Here is a 19,402-nt window from a genome sequence, read left to right on the forward strand (position 1 = left end):
TTAAGTTCATTATATACAAAGGAAAAATCAATAAGTTCATTAATTTTTCGAAGCATGTTATCTTTGGGCACGATTATATCATATAGTGCCATATAAGGGCTTAAACTCATTGCTTGTTGATTTGGAATCATCGTTAACACCCACTTCTTATTTGTTAATAAAATAATTCGACAAAAAAGCACCCTTTCCTTCATAAAATAGAAGGAAAGGGTGCTTTTGAGTTTGAAAGGGACTTTTTCAGTGCCCTCCATTATCGTCAGCTCTTTTTTCGTGATCGTATTAATAAGCTACATAAGCTGCACCAATAATTACTAATAGAATAAATAATACTAAGATTAACGCAAATCCTACCGCTGGTCCTGGTGCTGGTGCTGGTGGTATACAACCTGTCATGTTAAATCATCCTTTCAGTCTTTTTTTGATGAGGATCTTTTCCTCTCTTAATCACTCTATGTAAGAAATATAATTTTCGTACTGGGCTATTATGGAAATTTCCCATTAAGTTGTAGGTCCGACGATATAAACAAGCTTATTAATGAATAAATTGTAAGGTTGTTCTACTGTAGCAAGAAACAAAAAAACACAAAGAATGGTAATCCTTTGTGTTTTTCAAAAGTTTTAATTGTTAAAAAGATGCTTAAATTGATTGTCTTTAATATTAATCTTTGCATTATTCATTAATTCTCTTTGAACTTCATCAATTGGTCTAGATTGTCTTCTTGCTAAAAGTTCTTCTAATTCTTCTTTTACATCCTCAAAGTCTTCTTCAAACGGTGTACGGTCAGTTACTTTAATAATGTGATAGCCAAAGTCGGATTGAACAGGATCGCTAATCTCTCCAACTTCAAGTGAGAATGCAACATCTTCAAATTCTGGAACCATTCTACCACGTTCGAATGAGCCTAATTGACCTCCTTCAGCTCCACTTCCTGGATCAATGGAGTGTTCTTGGGCAAGTTCGCTAAAGTCTTCACCATCGTTAAGCTTGTCTAGAATTTCTTCAGCAGTGTCCAGGTCAGAAACTAAGATGTGGCTAGCTTCTACTTCTTTTCCTGCTTCATACTCTTTAAGAACTTCCTCTTCTGTTACTTCTACATCTTGACTTGCAATTTTTTGAATCACTAAATGTTGTTTAACTAAAGTGATGAACTCGCTTTCATCACTGAAACCTTGAACTAGCAGAAAATTAGTAAAATCATCATCGTCAGTAAGCACATATGCTTCTCTAACCTTATCAAGCTCATTGTTAACATCTTCTTCAGTAATGTTTAATTTCTCTGCTTCAGCTTCAAATAACTTCTCTTGTACTAACATGGTAAGTACTTGATCACCATGAGCCTCTTTTAATTGGGTAATAAATTCAGCTTCTGTAATCGCAATACCTTCAACTTCTGCGATAACACGATCTTCATTAGTATTAGCGCCGGTACAAGCAGAAAGTGCGAGTAATCCAGTTAAAGCGAATGCTGTTATTAACTTTTTCACGTTCTACAACTCCTCTATCATATTCTTCTAGTTGACACAATGATTACTATAGCATAAAAAAACCAATAAAAGAAAAAAGTAACTAAAAATTTTTATGACAATATTAGTTCATTGGCAAAACATTATGTAATAAAAAATCCTTTTCATTTTAAGTGAAGAGGATTTTAATATAAGATGAAGTTAATAGTATAGTAATTAGAACATTTATAGTACGGAAAACTTTAGGTTGCTTTTCTTCAGGGATTTCCTTCTGAAGGCATAATGAATTTGTCATAGAATTAATCATGAATAAGATAAATAAAGCAAAGGGAAAATAAAATATTAGCATAGTTACCTCCATGTCCGTAGGATACCACCTATTACTTTATCATTTAATTAGAAAAAAAGATAGTTTTTAGTTGGAAATAATACTAACACTAAATAATTAAAATATCCGAGTGATATGTTAGGATTTCTCCTAATTTCTGCTAGTTCTTAATATACGGTATCCACTTTTATAGATTTGAATATATGAATCTTTAGGGGCTTTGACAATTTGAATTAATGGAATGATGTCATAAATACATAGCCCTATATTTACAGCTGCAATTAAGGAGATATAATGCAATAATTGTGGTGCTAGTAAAGAGCTGATTATCGCCAAAGTAGTAATCATTATAGTAGGAAAAAGTAGAACAATTATTGCTAGGTTCTTTGGTACAGGATTAGGAACTTTTCCAGCAACTATTGGTACACCTTTTAAAAATTTTAATATTAATTTTATTTTTTTATTAGTTATAAATAATGGTATATAATGAAATAAGGAATGAATTGGAATAATAATATATATCGATACAATAAAAAATATAAAACCAAGATCATGTAAAGTTGTGTTAGAAATAAAGGTTCTAAAAATTAAGTAGTACAAAATAAAAAATGAAAGAAATGCACTTGAAGAAAAGAAAACAATTTTACTTCTGCCATATTGTTCAATAACGTTCACGGATTTATAACAAAACATAGTAAGAAAACTCCTAACATTTTAGACATACTTGATTAATTTACGCTTTTTTTATTAGGATTTCAATAGTTTATAGAAAAAATTATGAGTAATTTTTAGGATTATTTCTTTCCAATACGTATTATGTTCAATGTATAATAAGTATGGATCTTTTTAATATGAGAATGTTGTATTCATTGGAATTAATTAATTTTATTATACGAATTTCATGCATTTAAGATACTATATGGTAGGTCCCATTTAGGTTTAGATTGATGCGGCTCAAAAAATGGGATTTGAAAATTCACATAATTACCAGTTTTTTTATTGTATAAGAGAGGGGGATTAGATGGATCCGAATAAGCTAAAAGCTAGTAAAGAAATATACTTGATACAAACCCCGAAAAAAATAGAAGTATTAATGAATGAAGTTATTAACAGAAGTAATGCTAATAGAGAACTTTCCTCTGAGATGTTGGAACAACTTCAAGATCTAGAAGCTTCATCAAAAAAATTCAATATGAACGATGTCACCCACATTGCTCAGACGTTATTAACTATGGTTAAAAGTGGATACTTACCACTTTATATGGAACGTGCATTTTTGCATTTATTAGATGAAATATTACTTATTATACATACTCCTACGCAAATTCAATATCGCTTGCCCAAAATAAAAGATGAACAAGTCTTACATTTAGTAAAAGAATATAATCATAAAGACCATCCAAAAACTTTATTAATCATTGAAGATGATTTGCTTTTTTTAAACAAAATTGCTCGCCTATTATCAGAAGCTGGATTTAATGTTTTAAAATCACATAGAGGTAATCTAGGACTTCAAATTATTGATGAAACATTACCAGATTGCATTCTATTTGGAGTAGATTTAGTCGATATTACAATAGAAGAGTTTATTGAAAAATTAAAGCGAAAAGTCAGTGATTTTTTTGTGCCGATCATTGCCATAGGTCATAAAAATCAAACTAAATTGATCGAAAGAATAAAATTCGAGACCGACGACTCAATCTTAAAACCTTTTATCATGGATGATTTATTCTTAAAAGTAATGAGATTAACTGATAAAGCTTTACGTATGAAAAATCAAGTGAACATAGATGAGTTGACAGGAATTTATTCAAGAAAATTTATGATGGAGCGACTCGAATATTACTTAAGTAATCATAAAGAAAAGCAATTTGTTCATTCTGTAGCAATATTTGACTTAGATTACTTTAAACACGTGAATGACAAGTATGGGCATTCGGTTGGTGATAAAGTATTAGTAGAATTTACAAAGTTTATTAGAGGAAAAATAAGGAATACCGATATCTTTGCTCGTTATGGTGGTGAAGAATTTATTTTATTAATGCCAAGAACTGAGGAGAAAAACGCTTGGAAAAAACTGAATTTATTACGAAAAGAGTACTCAAAATTACATATTAAAGTCGGTGTTAAAGTTATTCAGCAGACATTTAGTGGTGGAATTGCATCCGCCCAGTCTAGTATAAATAATCCTGTTGAAATATTAAATTTGGCTGATATAGCACTGTACGCAGCTAAGAATAATGGACGTAATCGAGTGTTCATATATGAGCCAAAATTGAAGCTGAAGAAGCAACAATCGAAAATTTTAATTGTTGATGACGATAGGTTTACACGGCAAATATTATTGGACGGTCTAAATGAGGAAGAGTGGTCCTTATTAGAAGCCACAAACGGTAGGGAAGCGCTTGAAATTGCTAAGCGTGAGCATCCAAAATTAATTTTACTTGATGGTTTGATGCCCGAAATGAATGGTTACGATGTTTTGGTTGAAATAAGAAAGAATATTAGGTTTAAACAAACAGCAATTATCATGTTAACAGCAAACCAATCTGAGGAAAATATTGCTAAAGCGTTAGATGCAGGGGCAGATGATTATATTACAAAGCCATTTTCCTTAATAGAGCTAAAAGCAAGAATTAACCGTTTCTTAGTAAGATAAATTTGGACAACTCGATTAATAAACTGATATAAGGGGGAAGTCAGTTAATGGAAACGAATGAAGAAAAAATTCTAAGATTGGAATTCTATCAAGAGCTACTTCTTTCAGTAACAAAAACTTCTTACCCTTTTTATTCTATGATTATAAATAATAAGTTATCAAAAAAAGAAGTAGAAGAAATATTCTATCTTTGTAAACATTTGAATAATGAGTATGAAAAACAAAAAGAAGAGGGGTTTGTTACTTTCTTCCCTCTTCTTACACATTTTGTTGGTATGCTTAATTATAAACTAGACCCCTTTAAAACGTTAGAGGCTTTACATGATCAAGGTATTTATCGTGATTTAACAAATGAATTAATAAAGGCTAGTAAACAAACTTAACTTGTTTCAGCTTTCACGTTAGAGGTGCTAATTAAACATCCGTTTTCTTCACTAAAGTCTTGCTCCATTTTTTCTAATGTTTTTTCAAAAATAACCATAAAGTCGGGACCGTAAATATGTCTTACTATTGTCATGACCTCAGAGAACTCAGGGAATTTCCCGTAAAGTTCTTTAATTGGTAAGGCACCTTCATAAATCCCATATTCTCTAGGGTCGAATACTTCTAAAGTGTCTAGTAATAACTTTTCACCTTCGTCAGTTAAGCATATATAAGTATTACGCTTATCATTTTGTTTCTTCGAAAAAGTTAAGAGTCCTCTTTCCTCAAGTTTTTTTGAGAAGTTAAATGCAGTTGAAACGTGCATTACCCCAAATTTAGCAACATCAGAAATAGAAGCTCCCTCAAGTTGATAGGCAATTAATAAGATATGATGTTCATTAATATTCAAATCAAATGGTTTGATCCAATTTTGCCAATCTTTCTCTATAGATTTCCACAATGCTTTACTTAATTGAGCAACCTTATGAGCAAATATAATTGATTGTTTGATGGAGTATGGCGAATTCTTATCCATATAAAACCTCCGTTGTATTATAGGATTTAGAATGTTCATTACTTTTTTAGTAAAATGATATATACATAATATCACATAGTAGAATTTGAAAACAACAAAAAATTTAAATTTATTTTATTTTCTGATAATTTTTAGCGCATTAAGACTTTAAAGTGTAACAATTTTAAAATAAAACTAAGGCTTCCTTCATGTAGTTTACTTTATGACAGGAAGCCATTATCGTTATTAAAATTCAATTTAAATTGCACTTAGGACTACCTCTGGTTTGTTAGTTATTTTGTAATAAATCAGATAGTTTAATGTAGATAAGTTATTCAATTCATAAAAGAGGTTTTTTAATTTCTCTTTCAAGTTGATCTATAGTCTCGTGAAGTTCCTGAATACTTTTTTGGATATCTGTCATAGTGGGCTCAACATCTTTTTTCCATTCTTTAATCGAGTTTTGGACTTCATTTGAGACACTTTTTATAGTTGTTGAGCCTTCCTTTGCAACTGTTTCAACTTGAGATTTAAGTTTTAACGTTTTTTCTTTGACACAGGAGAGTGAGTTAATAAGCTCATTTGCATTGGTAACAACTAATTTTTGTACTTCTGCACCTGATTTTGGTGTAGACAATAATGTAACTGCACCAGCAATAATACTTCCAGTTACGAAACCATAAAAAAGTGATTTTCCACTCATTAGCACCATTCCTTTCACCATAATTAGAGGCGTCCGTTTTTTTTATAGATTATCACATTTTAGAAAATGTTTGAATAAAATAATGATATTTCTATAATATTCCATTAATATTCCTTTGAAATCTGTAATATTATCTAAAAATAAACAAATTTCACAAAAAAGAGGAGGGGGTTACATGTATAGTTTTGTGTTTGCCTTAATCTCTTTAGCTATGGTTTTATTATACGGAATGCTTCACACGTTCTTATTCGTCAAAAAAATGAGACAAGAATTGGAAGATAAAAGAAAGTACTTACGATATGGAAGTATTCTTGGTATTTTCGGATGCGTAAGCTTATGTTTAGGCATTATTCTATACTTTTACGGAGTTGGATAATCCAACTCCGTTTTAACTTTGTTATGCGTTTGATTTTTGAAATTTAATCATAAAGTTACGTAATGCTTCACAAGCCTCAAATGGAACGGCATTATAAGTAGATGCTCTGCAACCACCTACTGAACGATGCCCATTTAATCCTACAAATCCAGCATCTTTAGCCTCTTGTAAAAATTTCTTGCTTAATTCATCAGAAGATAAATTAAATGTAATGTTCATTAGTGAACGACTGTCATTTTGGGCATGCCCTTTATAAAATCCATTACTTTCATCGATAGCGTTATAAATAAGAGCTGCTTTATCTTCATTTAATTTTGCAATGGCTTCTACCCCACCTTGATCAGTAACCCATTGTAGAACATTTCTTAACATATAAATTGCGAAAGTTGGTGGAGTGTTATATAAAGAGTTATTTTTTGAAAAAGTATCATATCGTAATACTGATGGAACTTGATCATGACTTCTTTCAAGTAAGTCTTTACGGATAATAACAACAGTTATACCAGATGGACCAAGATTTTTTTGTGCACCAGCATAAATCATAGCAAAATTATTAATAGGTAATGGTTTACTTAAAATATCACTCGACATATCGGCAATTAACATATTGTCTTTAACGGTTGGGAATTCCTTCCATTGTGTTCCGAAGATCGTATTATTAGAAGTGATGTGTAAGTATCCATCCTCTGGCGCAACGTTAAGTTCGGATAATTTAGGGATACGGTCATAATTCGTTTCTTTAGCACTAGCTGCAATAGAAGTAGCTCGTCCTAGTATTTTTGCTTCTTTGATTGCTTTTTCTGACCACGATCCAGTTAAGACATAGTTTCCAACTTGCCCCTCGGCTAAAAAGTTCATTGGGATCATCGAAAATTGTAAACTAGCACCACCTTGTATAAAAAGGACTTCGTAGTTATCAGGTATTTGTAAAAGCTGTTTCAATAAAGATTGAGCTTCATTATGAACAGCCTCATAATCTTTACTTCGATGACTAAGTTCCATTACAGACATTCCTGTATCTTGGAAGTTTACTAATTCCTCTTGGGCTTTTAATAAAACCTCTAATGGTAATGCAGATGGTCCAGCATTAAAATTGTATGCTCTTTTCACTGTTTTCCACTCCTAACTTCTTTCATACATTTATACGTTAAATGATTAAAATAATAGTTTTATCCTACCATGTTAACTGTAGAATTTGCTATTATTTTTTTAAAAATTCACAAAATATTTTCAAGGAACAATTAAGGTAATTTTTACCTCTAATTATTGGGTAGTTAAAAACTTTTGATTTTCCTGCGTTTTTATGAAAAATTAATTTTTATATTTTATGTATTTCATCATTCATTATTCTCAGCACCTAAATATATATCTATTCGTAACTAGATATATATTTAGGTGCTCGCTTTTGGTAATTATGACAGTCACTTAATTGATGAGGAAATTTCAGAAGCAATTTCTTGTAAGTCTTCTTTTTTATATTGGGAGCTATGATCATGCCATACAGCACCAAAACCATCACCTTTTCCATATCTAGGTATTAAATGTAAGTGATAATGAAATACTGTTTGGCCTGCGATTTCACCATTATTGTTTAATATGTTCAAACCAAGTGGTTTATAAGCTTCTTTAATAGCATTTGAGATCTTAGGTACAACACTAAATAATTCTTTAGCTGTTTCTGGCTTTAATTCAAAAATATTTTCTTGATGTAGCTTTGGAATTACGAGTGTATGACCTTTTGATACTTGACTAATATCTAAAAATGCCAGAACGTGCTCATTTTCAAACACTTTTGCTGCTGGAATGTCTCCATTTACAATTTTGCAAAAAATACAATTCTCATGCATAGACATTTGGTCCATCCTTTCAAATCTTTTTATTTTGTAGAAATTTTTAACAAATTTTATCATAAAAATGAATGAAATGCGACCACTGTGAAAAGTTTCCCTTTATAAGATAATTTGTTACTATATTTATAGTAAATTTTTCTAATATAAGGAGAATGAGATGAGTACATTGTTGGAACTAAATCATGTATGTGGTGGCTATCATAAGGGCAAATCAGTTTTGCACGACCTCTCTTTTTCTGTTAATAAAGGTGAAATAGTTGGATTAATTGGGTTGAATGGTGCAGGTAAAAGTACAACGATAAAGCATATCTTAGGGTTAATGGAACTTCACAGTGGTGAAATAAAAATAAATGGAAGAAGCTTTCTAGATTCTCCAAATGAGTATCGTCTTTCTTATTCTTATATACCTGAAACACCTATTTTATATGACGATCTAACATTACAAGAGCATTTAAATGTTACAGCTATGGCTTATGGATTATCACAGGAAGAGTTAAAGGAAAGAAGTAGCCACCTTTTAAAAGAGTTCCGTATGGAAAAAATGTTAAATTGGTTTCCGGGCCACTTTTCAAAAGGAATGCGTCAAAAAGTAATGATTATGTGCGCTTTTTTATTATACCCGCCACTTTATATAATAGATGAACCTTTTATAGGATTAGATCCTATTGCTATAAAATCTTTATTAAATCATCTTGTTCTAATGAAGGAGCAAGATGCTGGAATTTTGATGTCTACTCATATTCTTTCAACTGCTGAAAGGTATTGTGATCGCTTTATTATGTTACATCACGGGAAAATCATAGTTGAGGGAACATTAGAGCAATTAAGGGAGAAAACAAGTATGCCAGGTGCAGCGTTAGACGATATTTATATTGAAATAACAAAGGAAGGCTAATATGAATACTATTGAAGAATTATGGAGTCAGCGTGCAAAAGATTATTGGAGTAGGGCAATAAGATATTTACGCCTAATTGGTAACAGTGGATTTTTGTTTACAATATATTTATCAATCATCGCTGGAAGTTATTATTATAGTGAATTGTTAAAGTGGCTTCCTGAGTGGTTTCCGGCTGCCCTATTTTTAGCTGCTATAACTGCGGTATTTGTAACCAAAAGTCCGCTACGAACATTTCTAAAATCAGCTGATGTTGTTTTTCTATCACCAATAGAAGGCAAATTACAAGCATATTTTCGTTTTTCTTTCTTTTACTCATTTATCGTACAAAGTTTTGTGATTACTTTCGTGATAGTGTTATTAACGCCGATGTACCGTCATTTTATTGTAGATGATGCAAGCTCACTGATATTTGTCATTGTAGTATTGCTTATTAGCAAAGGGTGGAATCTTATTGTTCAATGGGAAGAAGCTAGACTATTATTTTTAGGTATACGGCAGGCACATACACTTATGAGGTTTGTTGTTAATTTGACATTAACATATTTTCTTTTTTCAGGAGCATCAATTTATTTTATCGTTGCTTTAGTTATTATGAAAGGATTATTACTATTACTTTATTATCAACATTTAAAGCAGCAGCATAGTTTGAAATGGGAGGTTTTAATAGAAGTAGAAGAGAGAATGGTTATGTTTTTTTATCGTATCGCCAATATGTTTACCGATGTACCGAAGTTGAGTACAAAAGTAAAGCAAAGAAAATTTTGGAGCTCTATTCCAAATTTATTAACGTTTAATCAAACATCAACCTTTCCATATTTATTTTTAAAATCTTTTATTAGGGCTAATGATTATTTTGGTATTTATATTCGACTAACCATCGTTGCAATCGTTTTTTTATTTTATGTTCAGATTGATTACGGACGAATATTTGTAGCTCTGCTTTTTCTTTATATGTCAGCATTACAGTTATCAACACTTATGAAACATCATAATCTTAACTTGTGGATTGATTTATATCCGATAGATGTAGAAGTAAGGAAGAAAGCTTTTTCTTCAGTCGTCTTTTCTTTGCTTTTAATTAAAGTTAGTATTTTTACTTTGTTTACATTTTTAGCAACGAATCTAACAGAGGCCCTCTTTGTTTTGGTATTAGGGTTTGTATTTAGTTATCTATATTCGTATTTTTACATGAATAAGACAAGTCAAAGTTAGGATAAGTTTTATTGTTGGAGGTGAGTGGGGAGTTGGATGAGTTATATGAGGATAGAGCACGAATAGAGCTAAAGCGTTGGCAAAGGAAAGTGGAGAAAAAAAGCTCCCTAGCTAGCATTTATACTAGAAAGTTACAAACAAAAGTAAATAACCAAATACCTGAAAAAATTCATTCGATCTTTACAATAAGTGTAAAAAATATGGTGCAAGCGACTTTAGTAGGTTCTGAGTACACTACGACAACTATTCCATTAGAAGGTGTTCCTTTACAAGAACGAGAGATAAAGTTAGAAGAGAAAGTGAAAGTATATAAGAAGACAGCGGCATTCGAAGGTGCTGGAACAGGTGCGGGCGGAATAATTCTAGGAATGGTCGATTTTCCTTTACTTTTATCGATAAAAATGAGATTTTTATTTGAAGCTGCAAGTATTTATGGTTTTGATGTAAAAGATTATCGAGAAAGATTATTTATTCTTTATCTTTTTCAGCTTGCATATTCAAGTGACAATAAAAAAAGAGATGTCTTTGAAAAGATTAAGAGATGGGAACAAATAAAAGATGATTTACCCGATAAAGAAACATACTTAGAGGAGATAAATTGGAAATCTTTCCAGCTTGAATATCGAGATCATATCGACTTGATAAAGCTATTACAACTAATACCAGGATTTGGTGCGATTGTAGGTGCTATTGCAAACTATCATTTTCTCGAAGTCTTAGGGGAAACAGCTAAGAATAGTTATCGGATGAGATTATTAGAGTCATAAACAAAGTAACCAAGAAAAGCGCAAGCGCCTTGGTCACGAGCAGCTGCTCCTGTGCCACTCCGTTCGCTTGTCGCAAAGCTGCTTCGTAGTAATCCGAGTAGTAGCTTCACTGGGGCGGCCTTTGACAGAAGCCGCTCTTTGGCTTCCTACGTGCTTTTAGCGTCTGTCTAGTATTGCCTCGTAGTAAGCTTCCTCGAAGCAGTGTTTTGTGCGACGAGTAACCGCAGGAGCAATTGTTTTCCGTGCGACGAGTAACCGCAGGAGCAATTGTTTTCCGTGCGACGAGTAACCGCAGGAGCAAAGCTGCATGAAGCTATTCAGAGACGTTATTCATGTAGTTATTGAAGTCAGTAGCTTGACTGAAGTGACCGAGCTCGTAGGCTGCTTGCGCTAGACAGTTTTTCAAGTTAGAAATTTATAAATTCTGATACTGTAAAAAAGAGCCAGCTAAAGTTAACGTTCCTTTAGTTGGCTCTTTTTACAGTTTAATGAATTTCATAATCCATCATTATCGCCACTAAGATGCTATATCTAGTTACGTTGAAGCGTTCGTAACTAGATATAGATTTATGTAGGTCGGTTCTTGTAACTATGAAATTTACTCAGTTAAGAAAAATTTTTCGGTTATTTACTTTCGGTTTAATTAAGAAAGTGGTATGCGAGAAATTATAGTTTTTTCCAACGATAAATAATAAACTGTGTATTAAAAGTTAAATGGAATATATTGAGCTAACCATCCAGAAATACGAGCAAATAACCCAGTATATAAAAGAATACCAAGAATAATCATAACAATACCACTAGTCTTTTGAATAATTGGTAAATACTTATTTATTCTTCTAATCTTATTTAGTGATCGTGAGTAAAGGAGAGCCACGAGCAGAAACGGAATACCAAGTCCGATAGAGTACACGAATAATAATAACATCCCTGATGCCATTGTTCCGCTTTGAGCAGCTAAAATAAGAATAGAAGATAGGACCAGTCCGATGCAAGGGGACCAGCCAGCACCAAATACAAACCCAAACCCAACGGAACCTAAAAAACTCATCGACTTCTTCGGTTTTGTTTGAAGTTTTTTTTCACTCATTAACATTTTTATAGAAAATAAACCAAGCATTTGTAAGCCTAAGACAACGATAACTATGCCACCAATTTTCTCGAGTAATTCCCGGTTTCTCATGAACAGTTGTCCGAAAGCGGTACTTGAGGCACCTAATAGTAGAAAGATAATTGTGAATCCAATAATAAAGCCTAGACTTCTAGAAATAATTAACTTTCGGTCTGCATGAAGTTGATTATCAGAAATGGACGTTCCGGTTAGCTGAGCCAAATATGCAGGAACTAACGGGAAAATACAAGGTGATAAAAAAGAGACTATTCCAGCTAATAATGCTAGCCAAATCGAAATAAAAGTAAATTCTGTAATGACCAATCAAAACACCTCTTATATTAATTATGGAGTACTAAAAACACCTTAAGGTACGAGTTTATCAAGTATATTTTATCATAGAATATAAAAGCAACTTGTAACTTTATGATACCTTTGTTCGTATAGAAAAGAAAGTCGTAAAATTGCACTATATGTCGAATGTGCGTTAATATAAAATAATATATCTATGAAATCTATATGAGATAGAAAGGAGGTCTTTTATGCGTAAAAGCCTTGTAATTGGTATTGCACTATTTTCGTTTATGTTTATTTTAAGTTTCTCTATCTATATTACTATTATCCTGTTAGGAAACTATGCTATCGATAATAAAAAACTTGTTATGGATGCTGCAACGACCTTAGTCAATGAAGATGGGGAAATAATAACAAAACTTTTTGTTGAAAATCGTGAAATTGTACCAATTTCAACTGTGCCAAATCATGTACAAGAGGCCTTTGTAGCTGTTGAAGATGCTAGATTTTACGATCATCGTGGTATTGATTTTCGTGCAATTGGTAGAGCTTTGTATCGAGACATTATTGCTCGAGCGAAAGTTGAAGGTGGAAGCACAATTACACAGCAATTAGTAAAGAATACGTTTTTATCGAATGAAAAAACATTGATGAGAAAAACAAAAGAAGTAGTAATAGCAATTAATTTAGAGCGACGTTATAGTAAACAGGAAATTCTAGAGATGTATTTAAATAGAATTTACTTCGGACACGGGGCTTATGGGATACAAGCTGCTGCAAACCTTTATTTTAATAAAGATGTAAGTGAGCTTACGGTCGATGAAGGAGCGTTGTTAGCAAGTTTGCCTAAAGCCCCAAATACGTATTCTCCTTTTAATAATTTGGAATTAAGTAAACAAAGGAGAAACCTTACATTAAGTGTTATGGAACGAAGAGGTTATATATCCGCCGAAGATGCCGTTACTTTACAAAGACGTTCTATAAATGTAGATTTCAATAAAATTTCTGAAAATCCTGCTTATTTAACATACGTTGATATGGTATTAGAAGAGGCAGAATCGCTTTACCAATTATCAAATGCTGAGATCTTACGTGGGGGTTATACGATCGTTGTACCGATGGATACTCATCTTCAAAACAAGACTTATGATCTGTTTTTAGATGAAACATATTTCCCAAAGGATGGTCCTAATCAAAAGGTTGAAGCTGCCTTTGTACTTTTAGACAATGAAACAGGAGGAGTCACTGTAGCCCTAGGTGGTAGGGATTATGTAAGAAAAGGGATAAATCGAGTAAATGTTAAAAGACAGCCTGGTTCAACGATTAAGCCTCTAATTGTTTACAGTCCGGCTTTAGAGTCAGGGCTTTATGAGCCGTATTCGCTTCTGAAAGATGAATTAATAGATTATGCTGGGTATCAACCACGAAATTATAGTAACTACTATGATGGTGAGATTACAATGTACGATGCTTTGGTTAGTTCAGCTAATGCGCCGGCTGTTTGGCTGTTAAATGAATTAACGATTGAAGAGGGAAAGGGTTATTTAAAGGAATTTGGTATCTCTATTGAAGAAAAAGGTTTGGCACTTGCTTTAGGAGGAATGTCTGAAGGGTTAACTCCACTTGAATTAGCGACTGCTTATCGTCCTTTTGCAAGTGAAGGTAACATGATAGAGCCTTATTTTATTTTAGAACTATATGATCGTAATGGTGAAAAAATAGTAGACGTTAATAAGGTTGAACGCCAAGTGTTGTCTTCTCAAACGGCTTGGTATATGACTAGAATGTTGGAAGCAGTTGTAACAGATGGTACTGCACGTCTCGGTCATATCGATGTAGCTTTGGCTGGAAAAACAGGGACAACATCCTTCACAGGAGTAGAGGGAGCTGTTAGAGATGCGTGGTTTGTTGGTTTTACTCCGGAATTAGTAGGTTCATTATGGATGGGTTTTGATCGAACGGATCTTGACCACCATCTTACTGTAGGAAGTTCATATCCAACAAAATTATTTAAAGAAATTGTTAATAAAGCAGAGGTTGAAAAGAACTCATTGACTTTTACAAAACCTGATCATGTAATTGAGTTAGAGTCGCCGGTTCGTCTCGTAGAGATTGATGATTTATACGCTTCTCTTTCTTTTAAAGGTCTAGGTTTAACTGTACATTTACAATGGTCAACGTCTAATGATGAAAGACTTCATTACCATATTTATGAAGTTAATCGTACCGGGAAATTAATAAAGATCGGGCAAGTTGAAGGCAGTGGTGAGTATTTTGTTCGTGGAGTTAATTTATTTTCATTAAATGATTATGTTGTAAAGGCGTATAATCCTCAAACAAATATGGAAGGTGTACCTTCGAATCAAGCGAAAGTAAGTTTTTCATTAGTAGGTTCCGAAGACAACAATATTAAAGGGATAAATAATACTCCGTAGGTTTCGTTACCTGCGGAGTTTTGTTATGTAGATTTCATATACATATTTTAGGAAGTAAGGTGAAAAATACTATTATGATAAAAGTAGTTCGAGGAGATTGAGATGAACGATTTAATAGATCGAATTTTTGGCTTTTTACCTAATCGGGGGATTTTTTGGACAGCTGTTGCGCTATGTATTGTCATGTTTATTACACGGTCAGTAACAAACTGGTTAGTTGAAAAGGTTAAATTACCATGGATGGAAGAAAAGAATCAAAAGCAAAGAAAAGCTTTTCAAAATGGAAATGATACTAAGTAGGTGAACTATGGATCCAAATAGCTATCAAATTTCAAAAATAGAAATGTCAGTAACACTCATTTGTATGATTATCGGAGTTGGTATCTTAACTTTACCACGTGTTTTAGCTTCGTCAATGGAAACACCAGATGGGTGGATTTCAGTAGGAATCGGCTCCTTGATGACGATGGTTATCATTTTCTTCATAGTGAAACTTCATCGTCATTTCCCTGGTGAAACACTTTTTATGTTTGTAAGTAAGAGTTCGAAAGGAAAGTGGATAGGGAAGTTGCTAACAATCGCATTCTTTGTACACTTTTTGTCTTTGTTGTCTTATGAAGCTAGAATACTAACCATTGTTATTCGAATGTATTTACTAGCCGAAACTCCTTCAGAAATTACTGCCGTTATTATTTTTTTAGCGACTACTTATGCAGTGACCAAAGGGCTTCAAGGTATCGTTCACTTAAATTTAATGTTCTTACCTATTGTATTAATCATGATCTTTATTATTCTTATGTTTAGTATGGGAGAGGGACAAGTCGATCACTTACTTCCTATAGCAGCAGAAGGCATTTCTCCCATCATAACAGGAGTTTCCGATACTGTTTTTTCATTTTTAGGATTTGAAATATTATTTTTTTTCATAGCGTTTATGAAGCTAAAAGATATTATGGCTGCTCCTTTGAATGGGGGAATTACGGTAATAACGATTTTTTATGTCGCGGTTGTTGCCATTTCTTATAGTGTACTTTCAGTAGAGGGAACGAAAGTTATTGCTTTTCCATTAGTTGCTTTAGCAAAAGAGTTAGAAGTTGTCCAAGGTATTATTGAACGTATGGAACCCCTTCTCATAACGGTTTGGATTATGACCATTTTCAATACAATGACCATTTCTCATTTTCTTGCTACAAGATTAGTAAAGGAGGTATTAATAACGAAACCACGAAGCTCCACCATTGCGATAATTATCACTTTTTTTTCATTTATCATTGCGTTTATCCCTAACTCCATTCAAGAGACATTTATATTTGGGGATTTACTTTCTTATTTTGCAATGTTTATTACGATTATTTCACTAATTATTGGATATACGTTTGTTGTCGTTAAAAAGAAGAAACAAAAACAAGAGGGAAGCGAGGCGATGTGAGTGCTCCGTAAGTTATTTTTTCTCTTCGCTGTTTTATCACTGTTAACTTCTTGTTGGGATTCAACAGAAATAGAGGAGGTCGGGTTTGTAGCAGCAGTTGCTTTAGATCCTATAGAAAAAAAAGATTTAGAACTTTATAAGGAACAGTTTCAAAAAGAAACAGGTATAACACCTGGTCACCTTTATAAAACAACGTACCAAGTATTTATTCCAAGTGCAGCTAATGGAGAAGGAGTAGCCACAGATGACGCTTTTTTTAATATTACTTCTGTTGGAAGAACGAATTTTAAAATTAATCGAAACATAGCAGCACGGAGAAGTCGTCGCCTTAATTACGAGCATTTAAAAGTGATTATCATAAATGAAGAACTTACGAAATCAGGATCGATGATCGGCCACCTTATTGATTTTTACATTAGAGATCACGAGATGCGCAGAAACGCGTTGGTTTTTATTTCTAACGGAGCGGCAAACGGAAGCTTACAACACAAACTTCCTCTTGAACTTATGCCAACTACTTCTATTAAGATGGTTCAAGAGAATTATAAAGCTAATCATGCGATGCCACCTCCAAAAGAAATAGGTGATTTAGCAAAAGATATTATTAATGATCAAAGTTATATTCTCCCAAGAATAACTCCCTTTGAGGGGATAGATTTTAAAGTTGCAGGAGCTGGTGTTTTTTTAGGACGAACAAATGAATTTGTTGGTTGGTTAGGGGAAATCGATTTATTGGCGTATAGCTTAGTAACGGGTGATGCATTTAATGCGATTTTAGAAGTTGATAAAGACGGGAAATTGTTTGTTTTTGAAATTGACACGATGGGGTCGGTCATCAATTATCAACGTAAAAATGATCAAGATTATTTTCAAATAGACATTAAGGCTGAAGGATTTTTAGGTGAAAGTTGGCTAGGAGACATAGAACTCAGTGAAGATATGAATGAAAAGTTGGAAGTGGCGGTAGAAAAGGAAATTGAACATTTAGCCAAAAACATCATTGACAAACTGCAACACGAATTTCATGCAGATATTTTTGGTCTATATAAAAAGGTAAAGCAAAAAAATTATCGTTATTGGAAAGGGATTGAAGAGAATTGGGGTGGAGAAGGTGGATTGTTTTCAAAGGCAACCATTGATGTTTCGGCCAAGGTGAAAATCAGACATTACATGACTGAAGAAAAAGTTTCGTAAGGTGAGTGCGATGCTAAAAAAATTATTTTCAAAGCTACATTCGACGGAAGTAAGGAAGGAAGCAGAATTCCAAATTGAATTTACTGGAAACATTGATAAAACAGTTGAGTCAATCAATAATATCGTCGGTGAAAGCGATGATATTATTCAAAGGGATTTTTTAATTGGTAAAAAAATTAGAGCAACACTCTTTTTTGTTGATGGATTATGTGATTCTGATAGTATAGAGGAAGATATTATTCGCCCGTTAATATACTTTACCGAGCCAGATCGATTTGATGAAAAAGATTTTTTATTCTATTTGCAAAATGAAGTCATCACTCTTTCTGAACTTAAATTTGAAAAATCGTTGGAAAAGGCGATGCTTCCGTTCCTTTCTGGTGAAACCATATTGGTTATTGATGGATTAAAGGAGTTAATTCTTTTTGAAACTCGCAAATTTAATGAAAGAGGTATTGCGGAGCCAGAAAGTGAAGTCGTTGTTCGTGGACCTAGAGATGGATTTGTTGAATCGTTACATACGAACATTCTACAAGTACGTAGACGAATTCGAGATCCGAACTTAACTGTTCAATTTGGTACATTAGGCAGAAGAGCTAAAAGCGATATTGCGGTCGTTTATATTAAAGGTGTCGCGAACGAAAAATTTATTGATGAAATCCGGTATAGAGTTTCATGTATAAATAATGATCATGTTACTGAAACAGGGACATTAGAACAACTTATTGAAGACAATGTATTATCTGTTTTTCCGCAAATGTCTAGAACGGAACGCCCTGATAAAATAGTTGCAGCTTTAATGAATGGAAATGTTGTGATATTTCACGATGGCAGTCCATTTGCGTTAATGGCTCCAGTAATGTTTCATATGTTATTTCGCTCACCAGAAGATTACTATGATCGTTGGCAAATTGGTTCATTAATTCGGGTGCTGCGATATTTTGCCGCCCTAATCGCTATATTTCTTCCGGCTATATATATCGCAATGGTTTCCTTTCACCAAGGAATGCTTCCGACTACGTTAGCCGTTTCAATTGCTGCCTCTAGGGAAGGTGTACCATTTCCAGCATTAATTGAAGCGATATTTATGGAAGTAACAATTGAACTTCTACGTGAAGCGGGAGTTAGATTACCAAGAGCGGTAGGACAAACAATCGGAATTGTTGGTGGGCTTGTCATTGGAGATGCTGCAGTTCGGGCTGGGATTGTTAGTCCGGTTATGGTCATCGTTGTTGCACTTACTGCCATAGCATCGTTTTCCATTCCTGCCTACAACATCAGCATTGCTTTTCGGGTAATCCGTTTTTTGATGATGCTAAGCGCAGCAGTGTTTGGTTTATATGGTCTTGTCATGGTTTATATCTTCATAAATATTCACCTTGTTGGTTTAAGGAGTTTAGGTGCTTATTATACGGCACCATTTGCTCCCTACCACTTTGGAGATTGGTTAGATTTACTTATTAGAGCACCTTTAAGTGTTTTAACTAAACGCTCTACAGAATTGAAGTCGCCAGATCAACAAAAGAAAGGTTTATAGCGCTTGCTCTTGAGCAAACGGAGTGGCACAGGAGCAGCTGCTCGTGACCAAGGCGCTTGTGCTTTTCTAACAGTATCAGAATTTATAAATTTCTAACTTGGAAACTGTCTAGCTTCAGCGCCTACGAGCTCGGTCACTTCAGTCAAGCTATTGACTTCAATAACTACATGAATAACGTCTCTGAATAGCTTCATGCAGCTTTGCTTC

Annotated in this window: 21 protein-coding genes; 11 read left to right on the plus strand and 10 right to left on the minus strand. The window is 33.3% G+C overall.

The features are described 5' to 3' along the window. The 5 genes from BKP37_RS19080 to BKP37_RS04700 all read right to left on the minus strand — a co-directional run. A partial coding sequence (locus BKP37_RS19080; RefSeq protein ID WP_139193064.1) for a hypothetical protein occupies positions 1 to 182 on the minus strand: 182 nt, incomplete at its 3' end. 97 nt (positions 183 to 279) lie between these two features. Next, a complete protein-coding gene (locus tag BKP37_RS19085; RefSeq protein WP_084034551.1) occupies positions 280 to 393 on the minus strand; it encodes a YjcZ family sporulation protein in 114 nt (37 codons plus the stop codon). 225 nt (positions 394 to 618) lie between these two features. After that, positions 619 to 1,485, minus strand: coding sequence for a peptidylprolyl isomerase (locus BKP37_RS04690; protein WP_071308529.1), 867 nt, complete (start codon positions 1,483 to 1,485; stop codon positions 619 to 621). 148 nt (positions 1,486 to 1,633) lie between these two features. Then, positions 1,634 to 1,813, minus strand: coding sequence for a hypothetical protein (locus BKP37_RS20405; RefSeq protein WP_071308756.1), 180 nt, complete (start codon positions 1,811 to 1,813; stop codon positions 1,634 to 1,636). A gap of 129 nt (positions 1,814 to 1,942) precedes the next feature. Then, the gene (locus BKP37_RS04700; protein ID WP_071308530.1) at positions 1,943 to 2,485 is read right to left on the minus strand and encodes a DUF3267 domain-containing protein; all 543 of its coding nucleotides are present in this window, start codon (positions 2,483 to 2,485) and stop codon (positions 1,943 to 1,945) included. A gap of 328 nt (positions 2,486 to 2,813) precedes the next feature. Between BKP37_RS04700 and BKP37_RS04705 the strand changes: the two genes are divergently transcribed. After that, positions 2,814 to 4,451 carry a diguanylate cyclase gene (locus tag BKP37_RS04705; RefSeq protein ID WP_071308531.1) on the plus strand — a complete coding sequence of 546 codons (1,638 nt, stop codon included), beginning with the start codon at positions 2,814 to 2,816 and terminating at the stop codon, positions 4,449 to 4,451. Positions 4,452 to 4,498: 47 nt separating this feature from the next. Then, positions 4,499 to 4,834, plus strand: a complete 336-nt coding sequence (locus tag BKP37_RS04710; RefSeq protein WP_071308532.1) for a DUF1878 family protein — start codon at positions 4,499 to 4,501, stop codon at positions 4,832 to 4,834. Here the strand turns inward: BKP37_RS04710 and BKP37_RS04715 are convergent. Continuing rightward, positions 4,831 to 5,409, minus strand: coding sequence for an HTH-type transcriptional regulator Hpr (locus BKP37_RS04715; RefSeq protein WP_071308533.1), 579 nt, complete (start codon positions 5,407 to 5,409; stop codon positions 4,831 to 4,833). The genes BKP37_RS04710 and BKP37_RS04715 overlap by 4 nt on opposite strands. Before the next feature lie 319 nt (positions 5,410 to 5,728). After that, positions 5,729 to 6,091: a YtxH domain-containing protein gene (locus BKP37_RS04720; protein ID WP_071308534.1), complete on the minus strand. Its 363-nt coding sequence runs from the start codon at positions 6,089 to 6,091 to the stop codon at positions 5,729 to 5,731. A gap of 175 nt (positions 6,092 to 6,266) precedes the next feature. Here BKP37_RS04720 and BKP37_RS04725 point away from each other — a divergent pair, with 175 nt between their 5' ends. Next, positions 6,267 to 6,467, plus strand: coding sequence for a hypothetical protein (locus tag BKP37_RS04725; RefSeq protein WP_071308535.1), 201 nt, complete (start codon positions 6,267 to 6,269; stop codon positions 6,465 to 6,467). Positions 6,468 to 6,488: 21 nt separating this feature from the next. Here BKP37_RS04725 and serC read toward each other — a convergent pair whose 3' ends face one another. Further along, complete coding sequence (serC, locus tag BKP37_RS04730; protein ID WP_071308536.1) at positions 6,489 to 7,577, minus strand: 3-phosphoserine/phosphohydroxythreonine transaminase; 1,089 nt, start codon at positions 7,575 to 7,577, stop codon at positions 6,489 to 6,491. A gap of 311 nt (positions 7,578 to 7,888) precedes the next feature. After that, positions 7,889 to 8,320: an HIT family protein gene (locus BKP37_RS04735; RefSeq protein ID WP_071308537.1), complete on the minus strand. Its 432-nt coding sequence runs from the start codon at positions 8,318 to 8,320 to the stop codon at positions 7,889 to 7,891. Between the two features lie 154 nt (positions 8,321 to 8,474). Between BKP37_RS04735 and BKP37_RS04740 the strand changes: the two genes are divergently transcribed. The 3 genes from BKP37_RS04740 to BKP37_RS04750 are packed head-to-tail and all read left to right on the plus strand — an operon-like array spanning position 8,475 to position 11,195. After that, positions 8,475 to 9,212: an ABC transporter ATP-binding protein gene (locus BKP37_RS04740; RefSeq protein WP_071308538.1), complete on the plus strand. Its 738-nt coding sequence runs from the start codon at positions 8,475 to 8,477 to the stop codon at positions 9,210 to 9,212. 1 nt (position 9,213) lies between these two features. Further along, positions 9,214 to 10,428 (plus strand): ABC transporter permease, encoded by a 1,215-nt coding sequence (locus BKP37_RS04745; protein WP_071308539.1) that lies wholly within the window; start codon positions 9,214 to 9,216, stop codon positions 10,426 to 10,428. A 32-nt stretch (positions 10,429 to 10,460) separates the two neighbouring features. Further along, a complete protein-coding gene (locus BKP37_RS04750) occupies positions 10,461 to 11,195 on the plus strand; it encodes an EcsC family protein (RefSeq protein ID WP_071308540.1) in 735 nt (244 codons plus the stop codon). A gap of 703 nt (positions 11,196 to 11,898) precedes the next feature. Here BKP37_RS04750 and BKP37_RS04755 read toward each other — a convergent pair. Further along, positions 11,899 to 12,630: a cytochrome c biogenesis CcdA family protein gene (locus BKP37_RS04755; RefSeq protein ID WP_084034553.1), complete on the minus strand. Its 732-nt coding sequence runs from the start codon at positions 12,628 to 12,630 to the stop codon at positions 11,899 to 11,901. Between the two features lie 218 nt (positions 12,631 to 12,848). Here BKP37_RS04755 and BKP37_RS04760 point away from each other — a divergent pair, with 218 nt between their 5' ends. The 5 genes from BKP37_RS04760 to BKP37_RS04780 all read left to right on the plus strand — a co-directional run bounded on the left by BKP37_RS04760 (position 12,849) and on the right by BKP37_RS04780 (position 19,195). Continuing rightward, a complete protein-coding gene (locus BKP37_RS04760) occupies positions 12,849 to 15,035 on the plus strand; it encodes a transglycosylase domain-containing protein (RefSeq protein ID WP_071308541.1) in 2,187 nt (728 codons plus the stop codon). A gap of 102 nt (positions 15,036 to 15,137) precedes the next feature. Then, complete coding sequence (locus BKP37_RS04765; RefSeq protein ID WP_071308542.1) at positions 15,138 to 15,335, plus strand: hypothetical protein; 198 nt, start codon at positions 15,138 to 15,140, stop codon at positions 15,333 to 15,335. A 7-nt stretch (positions 15,336 to 15,342) separates the two neighbouring features. Beyond that, a complete protein-coding gene (locus BKP37_RS04770) occupies positions 15,343 to 16,464 on the plus strand; it encodes a GerAB/ArcD/ProY family transporter (protein ID WP_071308543.1) in 1,122 nt (373 codons plus the stop codon). Beyond that, positions 16,465 to 17,658: a Ger(x)C family spore germination protein gene (locus BKP37_RS04775; protein WP_071308544.1), complete on the plus strand. Its 1,194-nt coding sequence runs from the start codon at positions 16,465 to 16,467 to the stop codon at positions 17,656 to 17,658. 10 nt (positions 17,659 to 17,668) lie between these two features. Beyond that, positions 17,669 to 19,195 (plus strand): spore germination protein, encoded by a 1,527-nt coding sequence (locus BKP37_RS04780; protein ID WP_071308545.1) that lies wholly within the window; start codon positions 17,669 to 17,671, stop codon positions 19,193 to 19,195. Positions 19,196 to 19,402: the final 207 nt, after the last annotated feature.

The sequence above is a fragment of the Anaerobacillus alkalilacustris genome, from assembly GCF_001866005.1.
Taxonomy (GTDB): Bacteria; Bacillota; Bacilli; order Bacillales; family Anaerobacillaceae; genus Anaerobacillus; species Anaerobacillus alkalilacustris.

Coding starts and splice junctions, on each gene's coding strand:
- BKP37_RS19085 (WP_084034551.1), bottom strand. CDS start 393: ATGACAGGTTGTATACCACCAGCACCAGCACCAGGACCAGCGGTAGGA.
- BKP37_RS04770 (WP_071308543.1), top strand. CDS start 15,343: ATGGATCCAAATAGCTATCAAATTTCAAAAATAGAAATGTCAGTAACA.
- BKP37_RS04700 (WP_071308530.1), bottom strand. CDS start 2,485: ATGTTTTGTTATAAATCCGTGAACGTTATTGAACAATATGGCAGAAGT.
- BKP37_RS04710 (WP_071308532.1), top strand. CDS start 4,499: ATGGAAACGAATGAAGAAAAAATTCTAAGATTGGAATTCTATCAAGAG.
- BKP37_RS04740 (WP_071308538.1), top strand. CDS start 8,475: ATGAGTACATTGTTGGAACTAAATCATGTATGTGGTGGCTATCATAAG.
- BKP37_RS04780 (WP_071308545.1), top strand. CDS start 17,669: ATGCTAAAAAAATTATTTTCAAAGCTACATTCGACGGAAGTAAGGAAG.
- BKP37_RS20405 (WP_071308756.1), bottom strand. CDS start 1,813: ATGCTAATATTTTATTTTCCCTTTGCTTTATTTATCTTATTCATGATT.
- BKP37_RS04735 (WP_071308537.1), bottom strand. CDS start 8,320: ATGTCTATGCATGAGAATTGTATTTTTTGCAAAATTGTAAATGGAGAC.
- BKP37_RS04760 (WP_071308541.1), top strand. CDS start 12,849: ATGCGTAAAAGCCTTGTAATTGGTATTGCACTATTTTCGTTTATGTTT.
- BKP37_RS04705 (WP_071308531.1), top strand. CDS start 2,814: ATGGATCCGAATAAGCTAAAAGCTAGTAAAGAAATATACTTGATACAA.
- BKP37_RS04715 (WP_071308533.1), bottom strand. CDS start 5,409: ATGGATAAGAATTCGCCATACTCCATCAAACAATCAATTATATTTGCT.
- BKP37_RS04720 (WP_071308534.1), bottom strand. CDS start 6,091: ATGAGTGGAAAATCACTTTTTTATGGTTTCGTAACTGGAAGTATTATT.
- BKP37_RS04725 (WP_071308535.1), top strand. CDS start 6,267: ATGTATAGTTTTGTGTTTGCCTTAATCTCTTTAGCTATGGTTTTATTA.
- BKP37_RS04745 (WP_071308539.1), top strand. CDS start 9,214: ATGAATACTATTGAAGAATTATGGAGTCAGCGTGCAAAAGATTATTGG.
- BKP37_RS04765 (WP_071308542.1), top strand. CDS start 15,138: ATGAACGATTTAATAGATCGAATTTTTGGCTTTTTACCTAATCGGGGG.